At 32.7% G+C, this 18,914-nt stretch carries 16 protein-coding genes and 1 pseudogene; 14 read left to right on the top strand and 3 right to left on the bottom strand.

The genetic code is table 11. The annotated features are described in order from the left end of the window. The first annotated feature begins 82 nt into the window (after nucleotides 1–82). From OD917_RS15990 to OD917_RS15965, 6 genes are all read left to right on the top strand, one after another. Nucleotides 83–589, top strand: coding sequence for an LptE family protein (locus tag OD917_RS15990; protein WP_263524397.1), 507 nt, complete (start codon nucleotides 83–85; stop codon nucleotides 587–589). A 109-nt stretch (nucleotides 590–698) separates the two neighbouring features. Beyond that, entirely contained in the window at nucleotides 699–2,348 is a 1,650-nt protein-coding gene (locus tag OD917_RS15985) for a tetratricopeptide repeat protein (RefSeq protein WP_263524396.1), read from the top strand. Nucleotides 2,349–2,351: 3 nt separating this feature from the next. Beyond that, nucleotides 2,352–2,699 (top strand): preprotein translocase subunit SecG, encoded by a 348-nt coding sequence (gene secG, locus OD917_RS15980; protein WP_111284746.1) that lies wholly within the window; start codon nucleotides 2,352–2,354, stop codon nucleotides 2,697–2,699. A gap of 142 nt (nucleotides 2,700–2,841) precedes the next feature. Further along, nucleotides 2,842–3,117 carry a co-chaperone GroES gene (gene groES / locus OD917_RS15975; protein ID WP_008467105.1) on the top strand — a complete coding sequence of 92 codons (276 nt, stop codon included), beginning with the start codon at nucleotides 2,842–2,844 and terminating at the stop codon, nucleotides 3,115–3,117. 81 nt (nucleotides 3,118–3,198) lie between these two features. Further along, the gene (gene groL / locus OD917_RS15970; protein ID WP_095928620.1) at nucleotides 3,199–4,830 is read left to right on the top strand and encodes a chaperonin GroEL; all 1,632 of its coding nucleotides are present in this window, start codon (nucleotides 3,199–3,201) and stop codon (nucleotides 4,828–4,830) included. 336 nt (nucleotides 4,831–5,166) lie between these two features. Further along, entirely contained in the window at nucleotides 5,167–6,366 is a 1,200-nt protein-coding gene (locus OD917_RS15965; protein WP_263524395.1) for an ectonucleotide pyrophosphatase/phosphodiesterase, read from the top strand. A 265-nt stretch (nucleotides 6,367–6,631) separates the two neighbouring features. Here the strand turns inward: OD917_RS15965 and OD917_RS15960 are convergent, their stop codons facing one another. Both OD917_RS15960 and OD917_RS15955 read right to left on the bottom strand, forming a co-directional pair. Then, on the bottom strand, nucleotides 6,632–8,161 hold the full coding sequence (locus OD917_RS15960; RefSeq protein WP_263524394.1) for a SulP family inorganic anion transporter: 1,530 nt from the start codon (nucleotides 8,159–8,161) through the stop codon (nucleotides 6,632–6,634). A gap of 248 nt (nucleotides 8,162–8,409) precedes the next feature. Continuing rightward, entirely contained in the window at nucleotides 8,410–8,655 is a 246-nt protein-coding gene (locus tag OD917_RS15955; protein ID WP_263524393.1) for a hypothetical protein, read from the bottom strand. Between the two features lie 340 nt (nucleotides 8,656–8,995). Here OD917_RS15955 and OD917_RS15950 point away from each other — a divergent pair, with 340 nt between their 5' ends. The 3 genes from OD917_RS15950 (at nucleotide 8,996) to OD917_RS15940 (ending at nucleotide 12,746) form a co-directional block, all read left to right on the top strand. Beyond that, nucleotides 8,996–9,991 (top strand): sensor histidine kinase, encoded by a 996-nt coding sequence (locus OD917_RS15950; protein WP_263524392.1) that lies wholly within the window; start codon nucleotides 8,996–8,998, stop codon nucleotides 9,989–9,991. Next, nucleotides 9,967–10,680: a LytR/AlgR family response regulator transcription factor gene (locus OD917_RS15945; RefSeq protein WP_263524391.1), complete on the top strand. Its 714-nt coding sequence runs from the start codon at nucleotides 9,967–9,969 to the stop codon at nucleotides 10,678–10,680. The genes OD917_RS15950 and OD917_RS15945 overlap by 25 nt, the downstream gene beginning before the upstream one ends. Before the next feature lie 233 nt (nucleotides 10,681–10,913). Further along, nucleotides 10,914–12,746 (top strand): hypothetical protein, encoded by a 1,833-nt coding sequence (locus OD917_RS15940; RefSeq protein WP_263524390.1) that lies wholly within the window; start codon nucleotides 10,914–10,916, stop codon nucleotides 12,744–12,746. Nucleotides 12,747–12,812: 66 nt separating this feature from the next. Here the strand turns inward: OD917_RS15940 and OD917_RS15935 are convergent, their stop codons facing one another. Then, nucleotides 12,813–13,235 (bottom strand): helix-turn-helix domain-containing protein, encoded by a 423-nt coding sequence (locus OD917_RS15935; protein ID WP_263524389.1) that lies wholly within the window; start codon nucleotides 13,233–13,235, stop codon nucleotides 12,813–12,815. 276 nt (nucleotides 13,236–13,511) lie between these two features. Between OD917_RS15935 and OD917_RS15930 the strand changes: the two genes are divergently transcribed. The 5 genes and pseudogenes from OD917_RS15930 to OD917_RS15910 all read left to right on the top strand — a co-directional run. Further along, nucleotides 13,512–13,976 carry a hypothetical protein gene (locus tag OD917_RS15930; RefSeq protein WP_263524388.1) on the top strand — a complete coding sequence of 155 codons (465 nt, stop codon included), beginning with the start codon at nucleotides 13,512–13,514 and terminating at the stop codon, nucleotides 13,974–13,976. 452 nt (nucleotides 13,977–14,428) lie between these two features. After that, complete coding sequence (locus tag OD917_RS15925) at nucleotides 14,429–15,691, top strand: tail fiber domain-containing protein (protein ID WP_263524387.1); 1,263 nt, start codon at nucleotides 14,429–14,431, stop codon at nucleotides 15,689–15,691. Nucleotides 15,692–15,853: 162 nt separating this feature from the next. After that, complete coding sequence (locus OD917_RS15920; protein WP_263524386.1) at nucleotides 15,854–17,092, top strand: TMEM143 family protein; 1,239 nt, start codon at nucleotides 15,854–15,856, stop codon at nucleotides 17,090–17,092. Between the two features lie 5 nt (nucleotides 17,093–17,097). Then, entirely contained in the window at nucleotides 17,098–17,613 is a 516-nt protein-coding gene (locus OD917_RS15915; RefSeq protein WP_263524385.1) for a DUF2199 domain-containing protein, read from the top strand. A gap of 616 nt (nucleotides 17,614–18,229) precedes the next feature. Next, nucleotides 18,230–18,914, top strand: a pseudogene (locus OD917_RS15910) (hypothetical protein); the annotation flags it as partial.

The following is an 18,914-nucleotide window of genomic DNA, read 5'->3' as shown; positions in this document are numbered from 1 at the left end:
AATTTTTAAATTCTAGATTCCAATCCCTATATTTGGCCAGATTTGGGATTTTAAAACCATTGGAATTTTTCCAACAAACATTATGAAAAAAATATATTCTCTTTTCGCATTCTTAAGTCTTTTCATGTTGAGTGGCTGTGGATTTTACAACTTTACGGGAAGAACCGGGCAAATTGATGCAAAAACTTTTCAGGTTAATTTCTTCCAGAATAATGCAGATTTAGTAGAACCAGGTATTGACCGAACTTTTACTTTGGCTTTACAGGATTTGATTATGAATCAAACCAACTTAAACTTAGTAAGTAATGGAGGAGATCTAGTTTACGAAGGAGAAATTACAGATTATCGAATAACTCCGATGACGGCAACTGCAGATCAGCAGGCAGCACAAAACCGTTTATCTATCCGTGTCAATGTAAGATTTACCAATAAAAAGAAGGAAACTGACGATTTTGAAAAATCTTTTGAATTCTATTATGACTTTGCTGGAACATCTCTGCCAACAGGATCAGTTTTAAATTCAGCTATCACAACAATTTTTGAAAGAATTACACAAGACATCTTTAATGAATCATTGGCAAAATGGTAATTTGTTTGCTGAGTCGTTTAATCGTAAAACCATTTAATCGATTAAACAATTAGACAAAAACAAAAAGCGAATAAATGATTAAACAAATAAACGACTAAACAAAAAATAAATGAACGTTACTGATTATACCTACTTAATGAACAAACCAGATGCTATTACAGAAAAGCAGGCGGATGCATTAGGAAGTGTTTTGAATGAATTTCCATATTTTCAAAGTGCGCGAGCATTGCGATTAAAAGGACTTTATAATCAAAACAGTTTTAAGTATAATTATGCGTTAAAAGTAGCTGCTGCACATACATCTGACCGTTCAGTTTTGTTTGATTTCATTACTTCAGAAGCTTTTACTTCTATCCAAAATGATTTCTACGAACAAAAACTAAGAGATCTTCTTGAAATTACTGTTTTCGATAGTGAGATAATTTCTACAGAACAAATTCAGAAAGCGCTTGAAGTAAAGCCTGATACAGTTGAAGAATCAATTTCAGTTTCTATTCAAGAACCTAAAACTCCTTCTAGACCAGAACCTGTAAAGGTTGAAGAAATAGAAATGCCAGAAATTGATCTATCGATTTTTAATGCATTGAAAAAAGCCCAGACAGTAGTTTTTGAAGAACCTGTAAAAATTGAAGAACCAAAAACTCTTCCTATAATAGACGAATCGATTTTTGCAACTCTTAAAGAAGCTCACTCGGTAACTTATGAAAAACCGTTTGCTGAAGAAGAAAAGAAAAACGATCCAATTGAACAACCTATAATTGATTCTATAAAAGAAACCAAAACCGTTTCGTTTATAGAACCAACAGAAACAGAAGAACCTAAAATTGATCGCATTGAAAATTCTATTTTAAGTTCTATAAAAGTTTCTGAAACTCCTCCTGTACCAGAATCTGTAGAAGCTATAGAACCTGTAAAAACGGAAGAACCTAAAATTGATTCAGCAATCGAACGTTCGATTTTGAATTCAATTAAAGAAGCAGAAGCTACAATTCCTGAAGAACCAGTAAAAGCTGACGAACCAGAAGCTGAACTTATAATTGAAGAGCCAATTTTAAATTCGGTTGAAGAAGACGAAGACGATAGTGTTATCGAAGAAATGATTATTCCAGAATTTAAAATGAATTCTATTGAACGATCTATACTTTCTTCTATCAAAGAAGCTGAAGCAAAAAAAACTGAAGAACCAAAAGAACAGATTCAAGAGGTTGTCAAAACTGAGGAGAAAGAAGAAGAAATCGAAGAAGAAAATGAAGAGACGATTGAAGAAATAATTGAAGAGGAAGAACCTAATGAACCTGCAAAAACCGCTGCGGAACATTTAGAAATTGGAAAACCTTTGGATTTTTCTCTTAGCGAAAAACATTCGTTTCAAGAATGGCTTCAATTATCTCGTACAGAACCAATTGACCGTTCTAACGAAATTTCTCCAGAAGAACAAGCTAAAATTGAAGCTGCGAAAGAAGAAGAGAGACAAAAGAAGGCTGAAATTATCGATAAATTTATCGAAAACAATCCAAAAATATCTCCAATTAAACCTGGAACTAGTGCTCCAGCAGTTCAAATTGAGGCTACTATAGAGGACAATTCATATTTAATGACCGAGACTCTGGCCAGAGTATATCTGGAACAAAAGAAATATACAAAGGCAATTCAGGCATATGAAATATTAATTTTGAAATATCCAGAAAAAATTACTTTCTTTGCAGACCGCATATCGGATATAAAGATTTTACAACAAAATAACAATAACAATAATTAAGTAATGAGCACATTTTCAATTTTTTTAGTTTTAATTACAATAGTTTGTTTTCTATTGATCGTAGTTATCATGGTACAAAACCCTAAAGGAGGCGGATTGTCTTCTACTATCAGCGGAACGCAGATGTTAGGTGGAGTACAAAAAACAACTGACTTTTTAGATAAAAGTACTTGGACTTTAGCTACTGTTTTAATTGTGCTAATTTTACTTTCAAGCTTAAGTTTCTCTGGATCTTTAAGCGATACTGAATCAAAAATCATTGACAAAACTGAAGCTCCTGTAAATACACCTGCAGCTCCAGCACAAGGAACTACTCCTGCTCCTGCTACACCAGCACCTGCAGCTAAATAATAGTAGCTCGATACAAAATCTAATGCCAGCCTGTCAAAGCTGGCATTTTTTTTAAGAAATAATGTCAGTTTTATTAGCATGGCACAATTTCTGAAAGTTTATAGAACAGAAAAAACGTATAACTTATAATAATATAAAAATCATGGCTTTAAACATTAAACCGCTTTCAGACCGCGTACTTATTGAGCCTGTTGCAGCTGAAACCAAAACTGCCTCAGGTATTTTTATTCCAGATACTGCCAAAGAGAAACCACAAAAAGGAACTGTAGTTGCAGTAGGAAACGGAACTAAAGATCACACAATGACTGTAAAAGTTGGAGATACTGTTCTTTACGGTAAATATGCTGGTACTGAATTAAAATTAGAAGGCACTGATTATCTAATCATGCGAGAAGACGACATCTTAGCGATTATCTAAAAATATTGTATTAAGTATGAAGTATTAAGTATTAAGAACTTCAATAACTTGAAACAAATCAAACTTTAAACAAAAATTAAAATGGCAAAAGATATAAAATTTGATATTGAAGCACGTGACGGATTAAAACGTGGTGTTGATGCATTAGCAAATGCTGTAAAAGTAACTCTTGGACCAAAAGGTCGTAACGTAATTATCGGAAAATCATTTGGTGGACCAACTGTTACTAAAGATGGTGTTTCTGTTGCAAAAGAAATCGAATTAAAAGACGCATTAGAAAATATGGGTGCGCAAATGGTGAAAGAAGTTGCTTCTAAAACCAATGATTTAGCTGGAGACGGAACTACAACTGCTACAGTTTTAGCTCAAGCTATCGTAAAAGAAGGTCTTAAAAACGTTGCTGCAGGTGCAAATCCGATGGATTTGAAACGTGGTATCGACAAAGCTGTTGAAACTATTGTAGCTGATTTAGCAAAACAAGCTAAAGTGGTTGGAAGCGATTCTGACAAAATCAAACAAATTGCTTCTATCTCTGCAAACAATGACGAAGTTATTGGTGAGTTAATCGCTACAGCTTTTGCTAAAGTTGGAAAAGAAGGTGTTATCACTGTTGAAGAAGCTAAAGGAACTGATACTTTCGTTGACGTTGTTGAAGGAATGCAGTTTGACAGAGGATACCTTTCTCCTTACTTCGTAACAAATCCAGAGAAAATGGAAGTTGAACTAGACTCTCCATACATCTTATTATACGACAAAAAAGTTTCTTCTTTAAAAGAATTACTTCCAGTTTTAGAGCCAGTTGCTCAATCAGGAAAACCATTATTGATTATTGCTGAAGATGTTGACGGAGAAGCTCTTTCTACATTAGTAGTAAACAAATTAAGAGGTGCTCTTAAAATTGCTGCTGTAAAAGCTCCAGGTTTTGGAGACAGAAGAAAAGCAATGTTAGAAGATATCGCAATCTTAACTGGAGGTACTGTTATCTCTGAAGAAAGAGGATATACTCTTGAAAACACAACTATCGAAATGTTAGGAAACGCAAAAAGAGTTTCTATCGATAAAGACAATACAACTATCGTAAGCGGTGCTGGTGAAGCTGATATCATCAAAAACAGAGTAAACCAAATTAAAGGTCAGATGGAAACTACTACATCTGATTATGATAAAGAAAAACTTCAAGAGCGTTTGGCTAAATTAGCTGGAGGTGTTGCTGTTCTTTACGTTGGCGCTGCTTCTGAAGTTGAAATGAAAGAGAAAAAAGACAGAGTTGATGACGCTTTACACGCAACTCGCGCTGCTGTAGAAGAAGGAATCGTTGCTGGTGGTGGTGTTGCTTTATTAAGAGCAAAACTTGCTTTAGCTGACTTAAAAGCTGACAACGCTGATGAAGCAACTGGAATTCAAATCGTTTCTCGCGCTGTTGAAGCTCCGTTAAGAACTATCGTTGAAAATGCTGGTCTTGAGGGTTCTGTTGTTGTAGCTAAAGTTTCTGAAGGTTCAGGTGATTTCGGATACAACGCAAAAACTGACGAATATGTAGATATGCTTACTGCTGGAATTATCGATCCTAAAAAAGTAACTCGTGTTGCATTAGAAAATGCTGCATCTGTTTCTGGAATGATCTTAACTACAGAATGTGCATTAATCGATATTAAAGAAGAAAATGCCGGAGGCGGAATGCCAATGGGAGGCGGAATGCCAGGAATGATGTAATTTATTCTCTTCTTAAAACTTAAAAGCGCTAGATTTACTTCTGGCGCTTTTTTTTAGCTACACCTCAACTAAGAAAAATAGCCACGAATTCACGAATTATATTTTCAAATCTGTGTGTGTTTTTTGCCATAGATTAAAAAGATTATCACAGATTATAATCCTTTCAATCTGTGTAATCTGTGGCTAATAAAAATATAGATAAAGATTATAAAAAAATAATTCGTGAATTCGCGGCTATTCCCCTCGGTCAATTCGTGGCTATCTTTTATTTAACATTCTCTTTTTCTTTAAAAAATCTGTTATCTATACCTTTGCGGTTCTATTTAAAATTGCACAATGAGAAAATTCGCAACTCACTTTTTATCTTTTACATTTTTACTTCTTACTACTTTTTTACAAGCCCAAAATAGCAAAGACAATTACGTTCTTTTAATTTCTATGGATGGATTTCGTTGGGATTATGGAAAAATGTATAATCTTCCGAATCTCAAGCAAATTGAAAAAGAAGGCGTTCATGCAAAATCGATGAAACCGTCGTATCCTAGTAAAACTTTCCCAAATCACTATTCTATTGTAACGGGACTTTATCCAGATCATCACGGAATTATCAATAATGTTTTCTACGATTCTTCTTTGAACCAGTCTTTTTCATTATCAAGTAATGCCAAAAACGATTCTCGCTTCTATGGCGGAAATCCAATTTGGAATTTAGCTGAACAACAAGGTGTAAAAACAGCTTCTTTCTTTTGGCCAGGTTCTGATATTGACAAAAGAAATCCGAGTTATTTCAAAAATTACGATGGAAAAATTCCGTATGGAGCGAGAATCGATACGGTTATGAAATGGCTGCAACTTCCAGAAAAGCAAAGACCTCATCTTGTAACTTTATATTTTGATGAACCAGATCATACAGGACATAATTTTGGTCCGCTTTCGCCAAAAACCGAAAAAACAGTGATCAAAATGGATTCCATTATTGGGGAAATATCTAGAAGATTAGATCAATTGCCTATTGGAAAACAAATCAATTTAATTATTGTTTCTGACCACGGAATGGCGAATATCAGCAATGATAAAAAAGTAGCTGTTTTAGATTATTTAAAACCAGAATGGCTGGGCTATAAAGATGTTGTTAACCCAATTATGAGTTTACAGGCCAAGCTGGGATATCAAGATTCTATTGCTTCTGCTTTGAAAAAAGTGCCTCATATTAAATTCTGGAAATCAACCGAAGTTCCGAAAAGATTACATTACGGAACGAATCCGCGTGTGCATGATTTTGTCATTGAAGCTGATAAAGGATGGAGTCTTGTTGGTAAAGAAAGCACGCATATAAATGGCGGAACGCATGGTTATGATAATAATGAAAAAGACATGCATGCTATTTTTTACGCAAAAGGTCCAGCCTTTAAAGTCAATAAAAAAGTAAAAACGTTTCAGAATGTTTCGGTTTATCCTTTGATTGCTCATATTCTAGGTTTACAAGTAGGCAAAATTGATGGAAAATTGAGTGACGTTGAGGGTACGCTACGCTAAATTAGATAATGTGGCAATTTGATAATTAGAAAATTTGATAATGGCTACTTGTCACCCTGAGCGAAGTCGAAGGGCAATCCAATTGGCACGTGGGCTTCGACTTCGCTCAGCCTGACAAGCCTATAAACATAACAAACCCAACAGTTTTAAAACCTGTCGGGTTTGCTGTTTTTTTGATATACATTGTGCGTAGACAACTGCAGTGCGTCTCTACAGAAAATCAATTTGAATTAATTCACAATTCATAATTAACAATTAACCATTATTAAGACACCACTTTATAAGTCGGATCTTCAATAACATTTACATTAATAACCGCATCTGCATTTTTTAATAATTGTCTGCAATCTTCACTTAAATGCTGCAACTCTACGGTTTTATTTAACTGATTGTATTTCTTAGTCAGATTATTTAAAGCTTCGATTGCCGACATATCAGAAACGCGACTTTCTTTAAAATCTATTATAATATGATTTGGATCGTTTTGGATATCAAATTTCTCTAGAAAAGTAGTGGTTGAACCAAAGAATAACGGTCCGTAAATTTCATAATGTTTTACTCCACTTTCGTCGATATAATGTCTAGCGCGGATTCTTTTGGCACTTTCCCAAGCAAAAACCAAGGCAGAAATAATCACACCAATTAAAACTGCCAAAGCCAGATTATGTAGTATAATTGTAATTAAAGCTACTAGAATTCCGACAAAAATATCGTGTTTCGGCATTTTATTTATAATCTTGAAACTTGCCCATTCAAAGGTTGTAATAGCAACCATCATCATAACGCCAACTAAAGCCGCCATTGGCAATTTACCAATTACAGGAGCTCCAAAAAGAATTATCATTAAAATAGTCAAAGCACCAATAATTCCAGAAAGTCTAGCTCTCGATCCTGCACCAAGATTTACTAAAGTCTGAGCAATCATTGGGCAGCCTCCCATTCCGTAGAAAAAGCCGTTTAGAATATTTGAACTTCCTTGTGCAACGCATTCTCGGTTACTATTTCCTCTTGTTCCGGTAATTTCATCAACTAAATTCAGTGTCAGCAAACCTTCTGTTAAACCTACAGCTGCTACAATTACAGAATAAGGAAAAATTACCTTTAAAGTTTCAAAAGAAAAGGGAATATTTGGAATATGAAACGGAGGAAATCCGCCTTGAACCGAGGCAATGTCTTCTACTGTTTTCGTTTCGATATTAAAAATAATTACGATTGCAAAAACAACCATAATCGCAACCAAAGATGCAGGAACAGCTTTTGTAATCTTCGGAAAAATTAAAACAATCGCAATGGTCAAAGTTACCAAAGCGAGCATAATATATAACGGAGTTCCCTGAAGCCAAGAAACCTGACCATTAATAACGGTTTTAAACTGCTCCAATTGCGACATGAAAATCACAACTGCTAATCCGTTTACGAAACCAAACATAACGGGTTGTGGAACCAATCGAATAAATTTTCCAAGTTTAAAAAGTCCTATACAAATTTGAACAACACCGCCAAGAGCGACGGCAGCAAAAACATATTCTATTCCGTGCGATTTCATCAAAGCAATTAAAACAATCACGGTTGCTCCCGCCCCACCTGAAATCATTCCTGGTCTTCCGCCAAAAATTGCTGTTACTAAACCTGCAATAAACGCCGCGTATAATCCGACTAGTGGTGGAAATCCTGCTAAAATTGCAAAAGACAAAGATTCTGGAATCATCGTCATTGCAACGGTTAATCCCGCTAAAATTTCATTTTTGTAATTGACTTTCTGGCTAAAATCGAAGAGTTGGAATGCTTTTTTCATAGGGCACAAAATTAGAAAAATAATATGCAAAAAAAGGATAAACCTTTTCGTTATGAAAAAGCAGCAATAGCAATATTAGAAATTAAACAGTTCGAACTATGCTAACTGTTCTAAAAGAAATAGAAAAATGGAAAGAATAAAAGCTATCATTTTGGTTTTTAATTTAATTAAAACATCACGCAAAATACTTACAAATAAACCAAATACGGCTACGTATTTTTACCTGATTTTAAACACTAAAATGTTAATTATTCTAATCTCACACAAGTATATCCAAGACAGCGAACATATTCCATAATATTATCACATTCAAGATCAAATCCTTCTACTCTTAAAATCTTGTCGCAATCTTCCAAATCAAAATTAATTTTATAATCTGGAAACTGATTTTGTATAACGGCAATAACATAATCTTTATCAGACTCTTTCTGAACATTTGTTTTAAAAACTTCCACAACCATCTCTGCTTCTTTTAATTCTTCTAACTTGTACATATTACTTTCGATTAAAAAGATTATACGATATTTCCAGTGTAAAACATCTTAAGGATTTCTTTTTAGATCATAAATTTTGGATTTGATTTGAGGAATCTAAAATTAAGTAAAAACTTTCAATATCAAATTATAAAATTAAGTAAATTCTTCTTTTTTTTATAACATTAAAAGCTAAACTTACTTTTTAATTTATGATCGAAATCCAATTCAAAAATAAAATACAAACCGCTATTAGCACAGGACTTTTATACCAACGGCGTATGATTTATACGAATGGCGTTGGTATAAATTATCTTTGATAAATGCTTACAAACTATACGATTATATTATTTTTGCCGCTATGACAATTGCAAAAATCTACCAGAACTTTTTTCTACGAAACCTAATCGTAAATACACTTGTTTACTTAGTGATCTTAGCCTGTATTTATGATGAGATAAAACTTGACGGACATAGCTGGTCTTATATTCTAAGTAAAATTGCCATGGGATATTTTCCGTGCATTGTTTGGATTACAATTTTCAATATTTGCATCATTAAGCCTTTTTTATTTCACAAAAGATTCAAAATCTTTTTTACACTTCTAGCAATCTATTGGACTGGTTTCTATTTCTTCATGAATTGGTTTTTACCGCTTGTAGAGTTAGGAAATTTAAAAACCCTTCAAATTGTATCCCTCATTATTAATGGCTGTTTCTTTTATTTTCTGCACATCGTTATTACCAAAAAAATGAGTCAGGCCGATAAAGATATTATGAATTTCAAGTCGGAGCTTTCGTTTTTAAAACAGCAATTGAATCCGCATTTTTTATTGAATGCAATGAATAATCTTTACGGAGAAGCCTTAGCTGAACCCGATAAAGTCCCCGACCGAATCTTGAATCTTTCGGATATGCTGCGTTACCAGATTGAAGCTTCTAAAAAAGATTATGTTTTAATGATCGAAGAAATCGCTTTTATTAAAAAATATATCGAATATTACACGTTTAGAAACGAAAGACTGGCTGTAAACCAGAATATTGAAGGCTTACACGATCAAATTGAAATTCCGCCTTTATTCTTTCTTCCTTTGGTTGAAAATGCTGTAAAGTTTTCTGCTGAAACTCCAGAACCTTTTATCAATTTGGATTTGAAAGTAAGATGCCAAGGTGTTATTTTTACGTTGAAAAACAATTATCTCGATTCGGGATCGCGACTTTCGAGCACAGGAATTGGGATTGAAAACCTAAAAAGACGTTTGGAAGTTTACGGCTTAAAACACACTTTGAGCTGTAAAAAAGAGAAAAATATGTTTACTGTAAAATTGACTATATGGCACTTACCTACCGCTGTCTAATAATCGATGACGAATCGCCGGCGCACAAAGCCTTGATTTCGCACATCTCCAAATTTGACGAACTGGAACATTCTGGCAGCGCTTTTAATGGTATGGAAGCTATAAAACTGCTCAACGAAAACCAATACGATATTATTTTTCTCGACATTAATATGCCTGTAATTTCAGGCGTCGAATTAATGGAACTCCAGCCCAATCGTCCGCTTACGATTGTAACAACCGCTTATTCTGATTTTGCGCTTTCGGCATACCAAAATGATGCAATTGATTATCTCTTAAAACCCATTTCGCCCGATAAATTTGCCAAAGCCATAGAAAAAGCCAAAACGTATTTTTCTGGAAATAGTCTTAAAAAAGAAACCCAAACCAACGCAAAAGTGCTTTCGTACCGCTTAAACGGACAAAATATAGATATGCCTCTTTGTGATATTCTCTATATTGAAAGTCTAGGCAATTACATGAAATTGTACAGTACTAAACTCCATTTGCCACATATTATTTACGGTTCGCTTTCGAGCATTGCCTCAGAAATTGACAATACTAAATTTCTACAAGTACATCGTTCGTACATTGTAAATGCAGAAAAAATTACTGCTGTTACTTCCAAAACCTTAACGATGTGCAATGGTGAAATGATTCCTGTGGGAAGGAAATATCAGATTCTGCTAAACAATCTTCCGATTAGATAATTTGTCAATTTGAAAATTAGATAATTTTTGAAAAGCTCAACTTTTTTTAAGTTGGGCTTTTTTGTTTTTTGATGGTTTGTAAAAATGCGTAGAAGTACTTGGTGATGAGTTTTATTTTTTTGATATAATTGTTTGGAAATAAATTTGTTGGATTATGGATTTCCGTAAAACTTCAATTCTTAAAAAATTATCTTTACTAGGATTTATATATATAAAATATCAAAAAAAAATACATGTGGGTAACAAATAATTCTACTAGGAATAAAAAAGCAACAAAACTTGAAAAATTTTTTATCGAAAGAATAATTCAAAGATGTGATTACGATGAAACAATTTCAAAAAAGCATCGAACAATAAATGGCTATACCCAATTGCAAGAATTAATAAGACTTGCAGAATTAAGCAAAAAAAGAATAAGAACACTTAGAACATTAATATCAATTATTAAAGAATCAAAATCTGAACATATCAAACAAAATATTGTTAACGATATTGTTATAGATAAATATTTTAATGATCTAAAAAAATATCTTCAATCTATAAATGAAGATGAAGTTTTTAAAAATGATAGTTTAGACAAAATAGATATTTTTTTGCATAATTTAAAAAAGCATTCTCTTCAATTAGAAAAATATTATCACAGTAATATTATTTTAGAACTTAACTCAATTGATTTTAATGAGAAAGTCAAAATAGAAAGGTATCTCGGAAAACTTTCAGACTTGGTAGATCTCATTATACCATCTCTTTTACATAAAGGATACAGTATCAGCTCATTAAATGAAGTATTAAGAAGATGGATTGAAGCTCAAGTACATGTTAACTTACAGAAATTTTTAGATTTCTTCAATCATTCTTATGATTATTATGAAATTATAATTTATTTAGGAAATCGGGCGAGTGAAATCGCAGAATTTAAAAAAGTTATTTATGATAAAGGTATAGCCGATATACGAAAAGCTTCTGAATTTTCTAAAGATTTTTTTCCTGAAAAATATTTTACTGAAAGGGAAGAACTAATTTATTTTAGTTGTTATACAAAAGATCCTGTTTCTTTTGTGCGAAATCAATATGATCAATTATTAAAAGATATAGTAATATATCGAGACCGAAAATCTCTATCTTTATTTTCTAATTTTTTTAAAAATAGTTATTGGAGAAAGAGCGGATCATCCCACAAATATTTTAAAAACGTAATTATAAATAGCGACCCTATAAGTGTTGTTTCGAGAAAAAGTACATTATTTATATCATTGGTTAATAATAAATATATCGTTTTTAATAATGAAACTTCATTAGATTTTTTAGATAATGAGCAATTAAAAAAATCAGTATATTATTACAATCTTGCATTAGGATCCAAATCAATCGAAAATTCCTTATCTCTACTATGGACAGCAATAGAATGTATACTTCCATATCGTATATATAAAGCAGATATTGAAAATGTAAGAAACCTTTTCTCAAAAACTTTTAGTTTCGGATCATATACAAGAGATATTCAGTACTTAATTAAGAGAATTACGATAGTAAATAATGTAAACAAAGGATGTTTTAATGCATTGGGAGTTTCGGCATTACCCAAAAATAATATAGGAGGCGATTTAATAGAATGGATTGATTGGCTTAAAACTGACTCAATTAAGAAATTCAAAACATTTAATGAAGTTTCTGTTTTACTTGCATACGAATATAGCCAAACTATTAAACCTTTAGTTGAAGGAAATCTTGAAACAATTCTTAAAAGAATGAATGCTTCAAAAAAATCAATCGGATATCAATTACAAAGAATTTACCTCCACAGAAATCAAATCGTCCATTCTGGTGATTATATAAATGAGTATACAAATTTATGGATACATCTTGAATGGTATGTAGGAAAATTTCTGTATCACATTATAACTCAAACTGAAATAACTAATAAATTTGATAGTATTGAAAAATTATTTATTGATTTAGAATCAAATTATGAATATTGCTGTTCATATATTGAAAAAAACAAGAATAAACCGTGCAAAGATAGTAATAAAATAACAGCATTACTTTTTAGTGTTGATTGGCAATAAGATAAGACAAAAAAGAGACTTTCTCACAAAAGTCTCTTTTCTCATTTTTATAATATTTTATAAAATCTATTTCTCTTTCAACAACTTTTCCAAATAAGAAATCTTCTCTTTTTCCGATTCTAATAAACGCTCATAAAGCTTTTTATTTTCATCATAAGATTCAATCAACTTTTCGATTGGATTGAATGAACAATTATTATTTTGACCAAAAGCACCATTGCTATTAGCAAAATTAGGTTCGTTAAAAGTATTGAAATAATTAAATACTCCTTCATCACTAAAATTCTTAATAGTTTCAGCAGAAACACCTAAAACTTCTGCGATTGCATTTAGTTTCTCGTCGTCGATAGTTTCGCTTCCTTCAATATTAGAAACGGTTTGCTGGCTAAGACCAATGGCAATAGCAAGCGCTTCTTGTTTCATACCTCTAAGCTCTCTAATTCGGCTGATATTTCTGCCTATATGTTTTGGTTTTGTTGCTGTGCTCATAATTCAAAGATATTTAAAATTCTCTAAAGTTTTTTATTCGCATAAAATACCTTTCACATCAAACAAAAGTATCATTTTTCATACAATTAAAAAATAAATTAGAATTCTCATTAGTATGAGTACGGCGTTTATTTCGATAATTGAATTGTAATTTATCAGACAAATCAAACGTTTTTGTTAATTATTTTCTTAAAAAAAATAACGAACTGAATAACTTTTCTTACTTAATTCTTTAAATTCGCAGCACAACCAAACCACTAAGATTTTTTTTAACCAATGCGCATTTTTAATTTATTTAAAAGATCACATGTCAAATGTCCGAGATGTCAGGGAAAAGGATTTGTTGACTGGGACGATATTCGTCGTTTAAACAGACAGCTAAAATGGGTTCCTGCTCCTTGCGCATACTGCGATGCAACTGGAAAAGTAGAAAAAGAAATGCTTTCTAAAGTTGCCGTAGATTGTATGTATCTCACTATTGATTTACCAGAATCTGTAATCGAAAAAATTAAAGAAGGCGACGAAGAAACAATCGAAAAAGGAAAACAACGCGAACTTTTTGTAGATCATCTTATTCAATATGCAGAGCATCATTACCTTACTCAAAACATGGATGCCGAAAGTATTGCCACTTTATACCTAAACACCGAGGCTGAAAAAGCCAATTTTTCGGTAACAAAAGAAGAATTAATAAAATACATTCAAGGAGTTATCAATCTCAAAAAGTCCACTTTAAACTAATCTTTGCAACTCTGCAACTTTGCAACTTTGTCCCTTCCAAAAAAAAACAGGTATAAATACGCATAGCCACAATTGTATTTTGTGGTAACATTGTAGTGAATAATTTTTAGTTAATTTAAGTCATCTCCTAGAGAGCTTTTAATTTTTTGTCACTTTTTTTTGGAACATGAAGTGGGATTTCAAATCGCTGGTACCGATTGGAAATCCCACTTTTATTTTTGCCATCTTGACGAAAAAAAGATTACCCTCATAAATTCCGTAACGATCCTATCAAAAACCCAAAAAATACACTCCTACAAAGTTAGAAAACCTCAATTCTGTCCTATTGTAATACAAACAAGACTTCTAGAGGGAATTAAAAATACAGCCTCTTTTTACTTTTGCACCCGCTCATTTATCTTCGAGAAAATCTGATAAATGGATAAAAACAAGTAAAAAAGTAAAAAAAGAGAATGAGAAAAATTATACTTATGCTGACATTAATTCAAAGCGGATTCGTGATGGCACAGACAGAAACTGAAAAAGTGGTAACCCCAAACGGGAAAAAAGTAAAAGTTTACACAAATCCAGTCACTACTGTTGACAATGGTTTAAACAGAACTGACGGAAATGTACAATTGGGCGGAGATTTAACAAAGCCTACTTTAATAAAAACAACTTCTGAAAATCCCTTAGCCATTGGAGGTTTGCAAAACGGAACTTTAACAGATCAATTGTTAACTACAGATGCTAACGGCGTTTTAAGGAAAATATCTAATGGTAATTGGTGGAATACTAATGGAAACACAGGAACAATTGCAGGAACAAATTTTATTGGAACAACTGACGATCAGGACTTAGTTTTTAAGCGACAAGGCTATGTAATTGGAAGATTAACATCATCAAACATCTCTTTTGGATCTAGTAGCCTAACATATAATACTACTGGTGATCAAAACTCAGCCTTTGGAAGAACTGCCTTATTAAATAATACAACTGGGAGCAATAATACTGCCTTAGGCGCAGGAGCACTTGCGCGTAATACCGTAGGGGAAAAAAATACTGCTGTAGGAGTTAGTGCATTACCATTAAGTAACTCTGCCAATAGAAATGTTGCTGTAGGAGAAGCTGTTTTTGGCTCACTTTTAACAGGAAATAATAATATTGCTTTAGGCTTTGGTAGTGGAAGATATTTTGGAGATAACGCAGCAACTAATCTTCTAGATAATAGTACCGAAAGCATGTTTATTGGAGCAGAATCACGAGCTTTACTCAATGGATCAAAAAATGAAATTGTTATTGGGTATAATGCAAGAGGAAAAGGCTCAAATACAGTAACGATTGGTAATAGCCAGATAACTGAAATCGGCGGTTATGCACCTTGGTCAAATTATTCTGATTCTCGTTTAAAAAAGAATATCGTTAGCAGTACATACGGTTTAGATTTTATAAATAAATTACGTCCTGTGCTTTATAACATGAAAACAGGAACCACAGAATTACAATCTGGTTTTATTGCTCAGGAAGTAGAAAGTGCAGCAAATAGTATTGGTTATAAATTCAGCGGAATTGTAAAACCACAAAGTGATACTGATTTTTATAGTTTGCGTTATTCAGATTTTGTCGTGCCATTAGTAAAATCAGTGCAAGAGCTGAAAAAACAGTTGGAAGAGAAAGAAGAGAGAATTTTAGATCTTGAAAATCGTTTGCTAAAATTAGAGCAAAAACTTAAATAGTAATTGAAAGGAAGCATTTAGCTTCCTTTTTTATTTTCAACTATTTTATTTTTAAAAAATCCAACCTTTGCTACTTTGCTACTCTGCACCTTTGCTCCTCGAAAAAAAGCAGTATTTTTGCATTTCTGTAAACGCCACGAAATTAAAAGCCCAGAAATCGATATGACACGAGAACATTATATTCCGTTTAATAAAGAATTTTTACTCGAACAGCAAATTACCGCTTTTGCTAATGACCCTAAAAAAGTAGATGGTTTTAAGAAACTTTTCGAAATAATCGAACACTATTATCATTACGAATCTTTTAAGTTAAACCGAAATCTAAAGCAAAACTATGCACTTTATGATCCTGATTTAAGTGAGAAAGAACGAGAACAGTTTATCAATAAAAGCGATTTTCCAGTTTTTAAAGAAACACTACTGAAAGTCCTTGAACGTGGTAATTACTACAGAATTAATCAAAAAGCTTTAAACGATGCTTTTAACGAATCTGATTTAATTGGACTGAATCTTTCTATCGACTTTAATGCTTTTAAAGATTTTGAACTTTATGCACGCGGGCATCATAAAGCAAAAGAAAAGGTCAAAAAATATTTTTTTTGGACCAAAGAAGTTGAAATTGAATATTATGACCGTGTCTTAATTTACCTAAATTATAGCGAAGCAGATTACCTAAAAGAAAAGAAAGTCAAATTAGGTAAAATGCCAATCGATCCAGGTTCAATTGCCTTAAAAATATTCAAACGTGTACCTAAAAACGATCTCGAAACCATTTTCCCAAATGCTATTCCTAAAATGTCTCTTAAGGATAAATTGCTGCTTTGGGTACCGGGTGTTTTTGGCGGACTTTCGTTATTAAGTGCCAAGGTGATTCCGGCCCTGATCAATATGTATGAAGCTTATCAAACAGGTGAAACAATCGATTTGCTTAACAGCAAAACTTCTTTAAATCAGGGTTTAATTGCACTTGGAATTTTAGGAGCATATTGCTTTCGTCAATACAATAACTTCATAAATAAGAAAATCAGATATTCTAAAACACTTTCAGACAGTTTGTATTTTAAAAATATCGGAAACAACAGCGGTGCATTTTATTCTTTATTAAATTCTTCTGAAGAAGAAGCTTTAAAAGAAACCATTCTTGCTTATACATTTTTACACGAAAGTCCAGAACCTTTAACTGCCGAAGAGCTAGACAATCAAATTGAATCTTGGTTTAAAACCAAACTAAATACCGATTTAGATTTTGACGTAAACGATGCTTTATTAAAACTAAAAAGCATTGGTTTAGGAATAGAAACGAATGGAAAATGGAATGTGATCTCGCTAAATGAAGCGCTTATTGCAATTGACGACTTGTGGGATAATGTTTTTAAATATAATCAGAAAGCAGAATCTTAAGAAAAATGAATACTTACAAATGTTCTTGTTGCGGAGAAGTCTTTGACCAAATGCCTTTGTGTTTTGGAAATGAATTTCCTGCTTATTATTTTACCATTACGCCAGAAGAAAGAGAACAAAGAATTGAATACGGAGGAAGCTGGTGTTATGACGATGAAGAGCATTTTTTTCACAGAGGAAGATTGACAATTCCGATAATTGATTACCACGAAGATTTGGTTTTTAATGTCTGGACCACGATAAGCGAAGATAATTTCTTTCTTCGAATGGATTTGTGGGAAGATCCCAATAGAATTAACCAAGAACCGTATTTTGGCTGGATGCAGACTAATGTCCCAACTTATGGCGAAACTTTATCTCTAAAAACAATTGCTGTTGAGCAAAGCTTAGGGTTAATTCCAGAAATAAAAATGATTGAAGAAAATCATCCTCTAACTTTAGATCAAGAAAACGGAATTACATTAGAAAAAGCCATTTCGATTGTAGATGAAATAATGAAAATACAGCACGGCAAAAGCTAAAAGAAATTTTCTGTAAGTCATCAAGATTAGAAAAAAGAACAAGACCTTTCATTTGATTGTACGCAATTTATTTCTTTTGTTTGATTTGTTCTAAAGTATCCCACGGAGCTTGATCACAAATTCTATTCAACTAAAACCACTTTCTTTAAAGATCTTCAGTTTGCATCAATTGCAGCATTTTCAGTTGGAAATTCATATCTCATTACAAACGATTTCCAATTATTTGATTCCAATTTTCCAATACACACTTACTTTTGAGTTCATAGAAACAATAGCAGAATTTCTATACTGCCCTGCACATTTAACTATTCTTTTGCGTTGACAGATAATTATGTCATTACTATTTGCCTATGTAATTGTGGCGATTAAGCCATTAACCTATCGAATTTATTCTGTTAAAATCTATTTTGTATCTCTGGAAAACCTTTAAAACCAAGACAACTCTTCTTTTTATTAAAAAGCGAAACAAGCATTTGTCTTATTTTATTACAACTAAAACTTTTTAAGGCTAAAATCTGATTATAACGGAACTAATTTAGCTTGATTTTATGAGAAAATTCAATCAACTCATAAACAACTCAGATTAAAGTATAACAAATCTTTTAAACAACTTAAAATGAAAAAAATTACCTTGGTGCTCTTATTGATCCAGAGTGCATTTATGATGGCACAAACAAAAACTGTAGTGACTCAATATGGTGAAAAAGTTACTATAAGTCCCTATTCAAACAATGGTTTAACGGCCACAGGAGGCTACATACAGCTTGGCGGTACTTTAATACAAAACACTACCATACAAGCCACTCCGTCTGCTACTCTAGCTTTACTAGGATTGCAAGCAGGAGCATCTACAGACAAGATTTTAGTAGCTGATCCAACAACTGGCGTTTTAAAATTAGTAGATAGATCTACTTTTGGTGACAATCTTGGTAATCATACTGCTACACAAGATTTAGCAATGGAAGGTAACAATATTAATAACGCAGCAAATATTACAGCTACAGCAAAAACAACAACAGCAACTGCTCAAATTACAACTGGTGCTGGAACTGGTAGAATCGCTGTGTCTGATGCAGCAGGTAATGTAACTTGGACAGATCCTGCAACTATCAGTGTAGCAGGTGACAATCTAGGTAATCATACTGCTACACAAGATTTAGCAATGAGCGGCAAGAATATTGATAATGCAGCGAATATTACTGCTACAGCAAAAACAACAACAGCAACTGCTCAAATTACAACTGGTGCTGGAGCTGGTAGAATTGCTGTGTCTGATGCAACAGGTAATGTAACTTGGACAG

This window comes from Flavobacterium sp. SH_e (genome assembly GCF_025717045.1).
Lineage (GTDB): Bacteria > Bacteroidota > Bacteroidia > Flavobacteriales > Flavobacteriaceae > Flavobacterium.
The sequence above is the reverse complement of the archived record's forward strand: the minus strand, read 5'-3'. Positions and strand labels throughout refer to the sequence as shown.

Bases quoted from the DNA above. Each gene is read 5' to 3' on its own strand.
- OD917_RS15920 (WP_263524386.1), top strand. From the start codon at position 15,854: ATGACACGAGAACATTATATTCCGTTTAATAAAGAATTTTTACTCGAA.
- OD917_RS15955 (WP_263524393.1), bottom strand. From the start codon at position 8,655: ATGTACAAGTTAGAAGAATTAAAAGAAGCAGAGATGGTTGTGGAAGTT.
- OD917_RS15960 (WP_263524394.1), bottom strand. From the start codon at position 8,161: ATGAAAAAAGCATTCCAACTCTTCGATTTTAGCCAGAAAGTCAATTAC.
- OD917_RS15915 (WP_263524385.1), top strand. From the start codon at position 17,098: ATGAATACTTACAAATGTTCTTGTTGCGGAGAAGTCTTTGACCAAATG.
- OD917_RS15965 (WP_263524395.1), top strand. From the start codon at position 5,167: ATGAGAAAATTCGCAACTCACTTTTTATCTTTTACATTTTTACTTCTT.
- OD917_RS15985 (WP_263524396.1), top strand. From the start codon at position 699: ATGAACGTTACTGATTATACCTACTTAATGAACAAACCAGATGCTATT.
- groES (WP_008467105.1), top strand. From the start codon at position 2,842: ATGGCTTTAAACATTAAACCGCTTTCAGACCGCGTACTTATTGAGCCT.
- secG (WP_111284746.1), top strand. From the start codon at position 2,352: ATGAGCACATTTTCAATTTTTTTAGTTTTAATTACAATAGTTTGTTTT.
- OD917_RS15950 (WP_263524392.1), top strand. From the start codon at position 8,996: ATGACAATTGCAAAAATCTACCAGAACTTTTTTCTACGAAACCTAATC.
- OD917_RS15945 (WP_263524391.1), top strand. From the start codon at position 9,967: ATGGCACTTACCTACCGCTGTCTAATAATCGATGACGAATCGCCGGCG.
- OD917_RS15930 (WP_263524388.1), top strand. From the start codon at position 13,512: ATGCGCATTTTTAATTTATTTAAAAGATCACATGTCAAATGTCCGAGA.
- OD917_RS15925 (WP_263524387.1), top strand. From the start codon at position 14,429: ATGAGAAAAATTATACTTATGCTGACATTAATTCAAAGCGGATTCGTG.
- OD917_RS15990 (WP_263524397.1), top strand. From the start codon at position 83: ATGAAAAAAATATATTCTCTTTTCGCATTCTTAAGTCTTTTCATGTTG.
- OD917_RS15935 (WP_263524389.1), bottom strand. From the start codon at position 13,235: ATGAGCACAGCAACAAAACCAAAACATATAGGCAGAAATATCAGCCGA.
- groL (WP_095928620.1), top strand. From the start codon at position 3,199: ATGGCAAAAGATATAAAATTTGATATTGAAGCACGTGACGGATTAAAA.
- OD917_RS15940 (WP_263524390.1), top strand. From the start codon at position 10,914: ATGTGGGTAACAAATAATTCTACTAGGAATAAAAAAGCAACAAAACTT.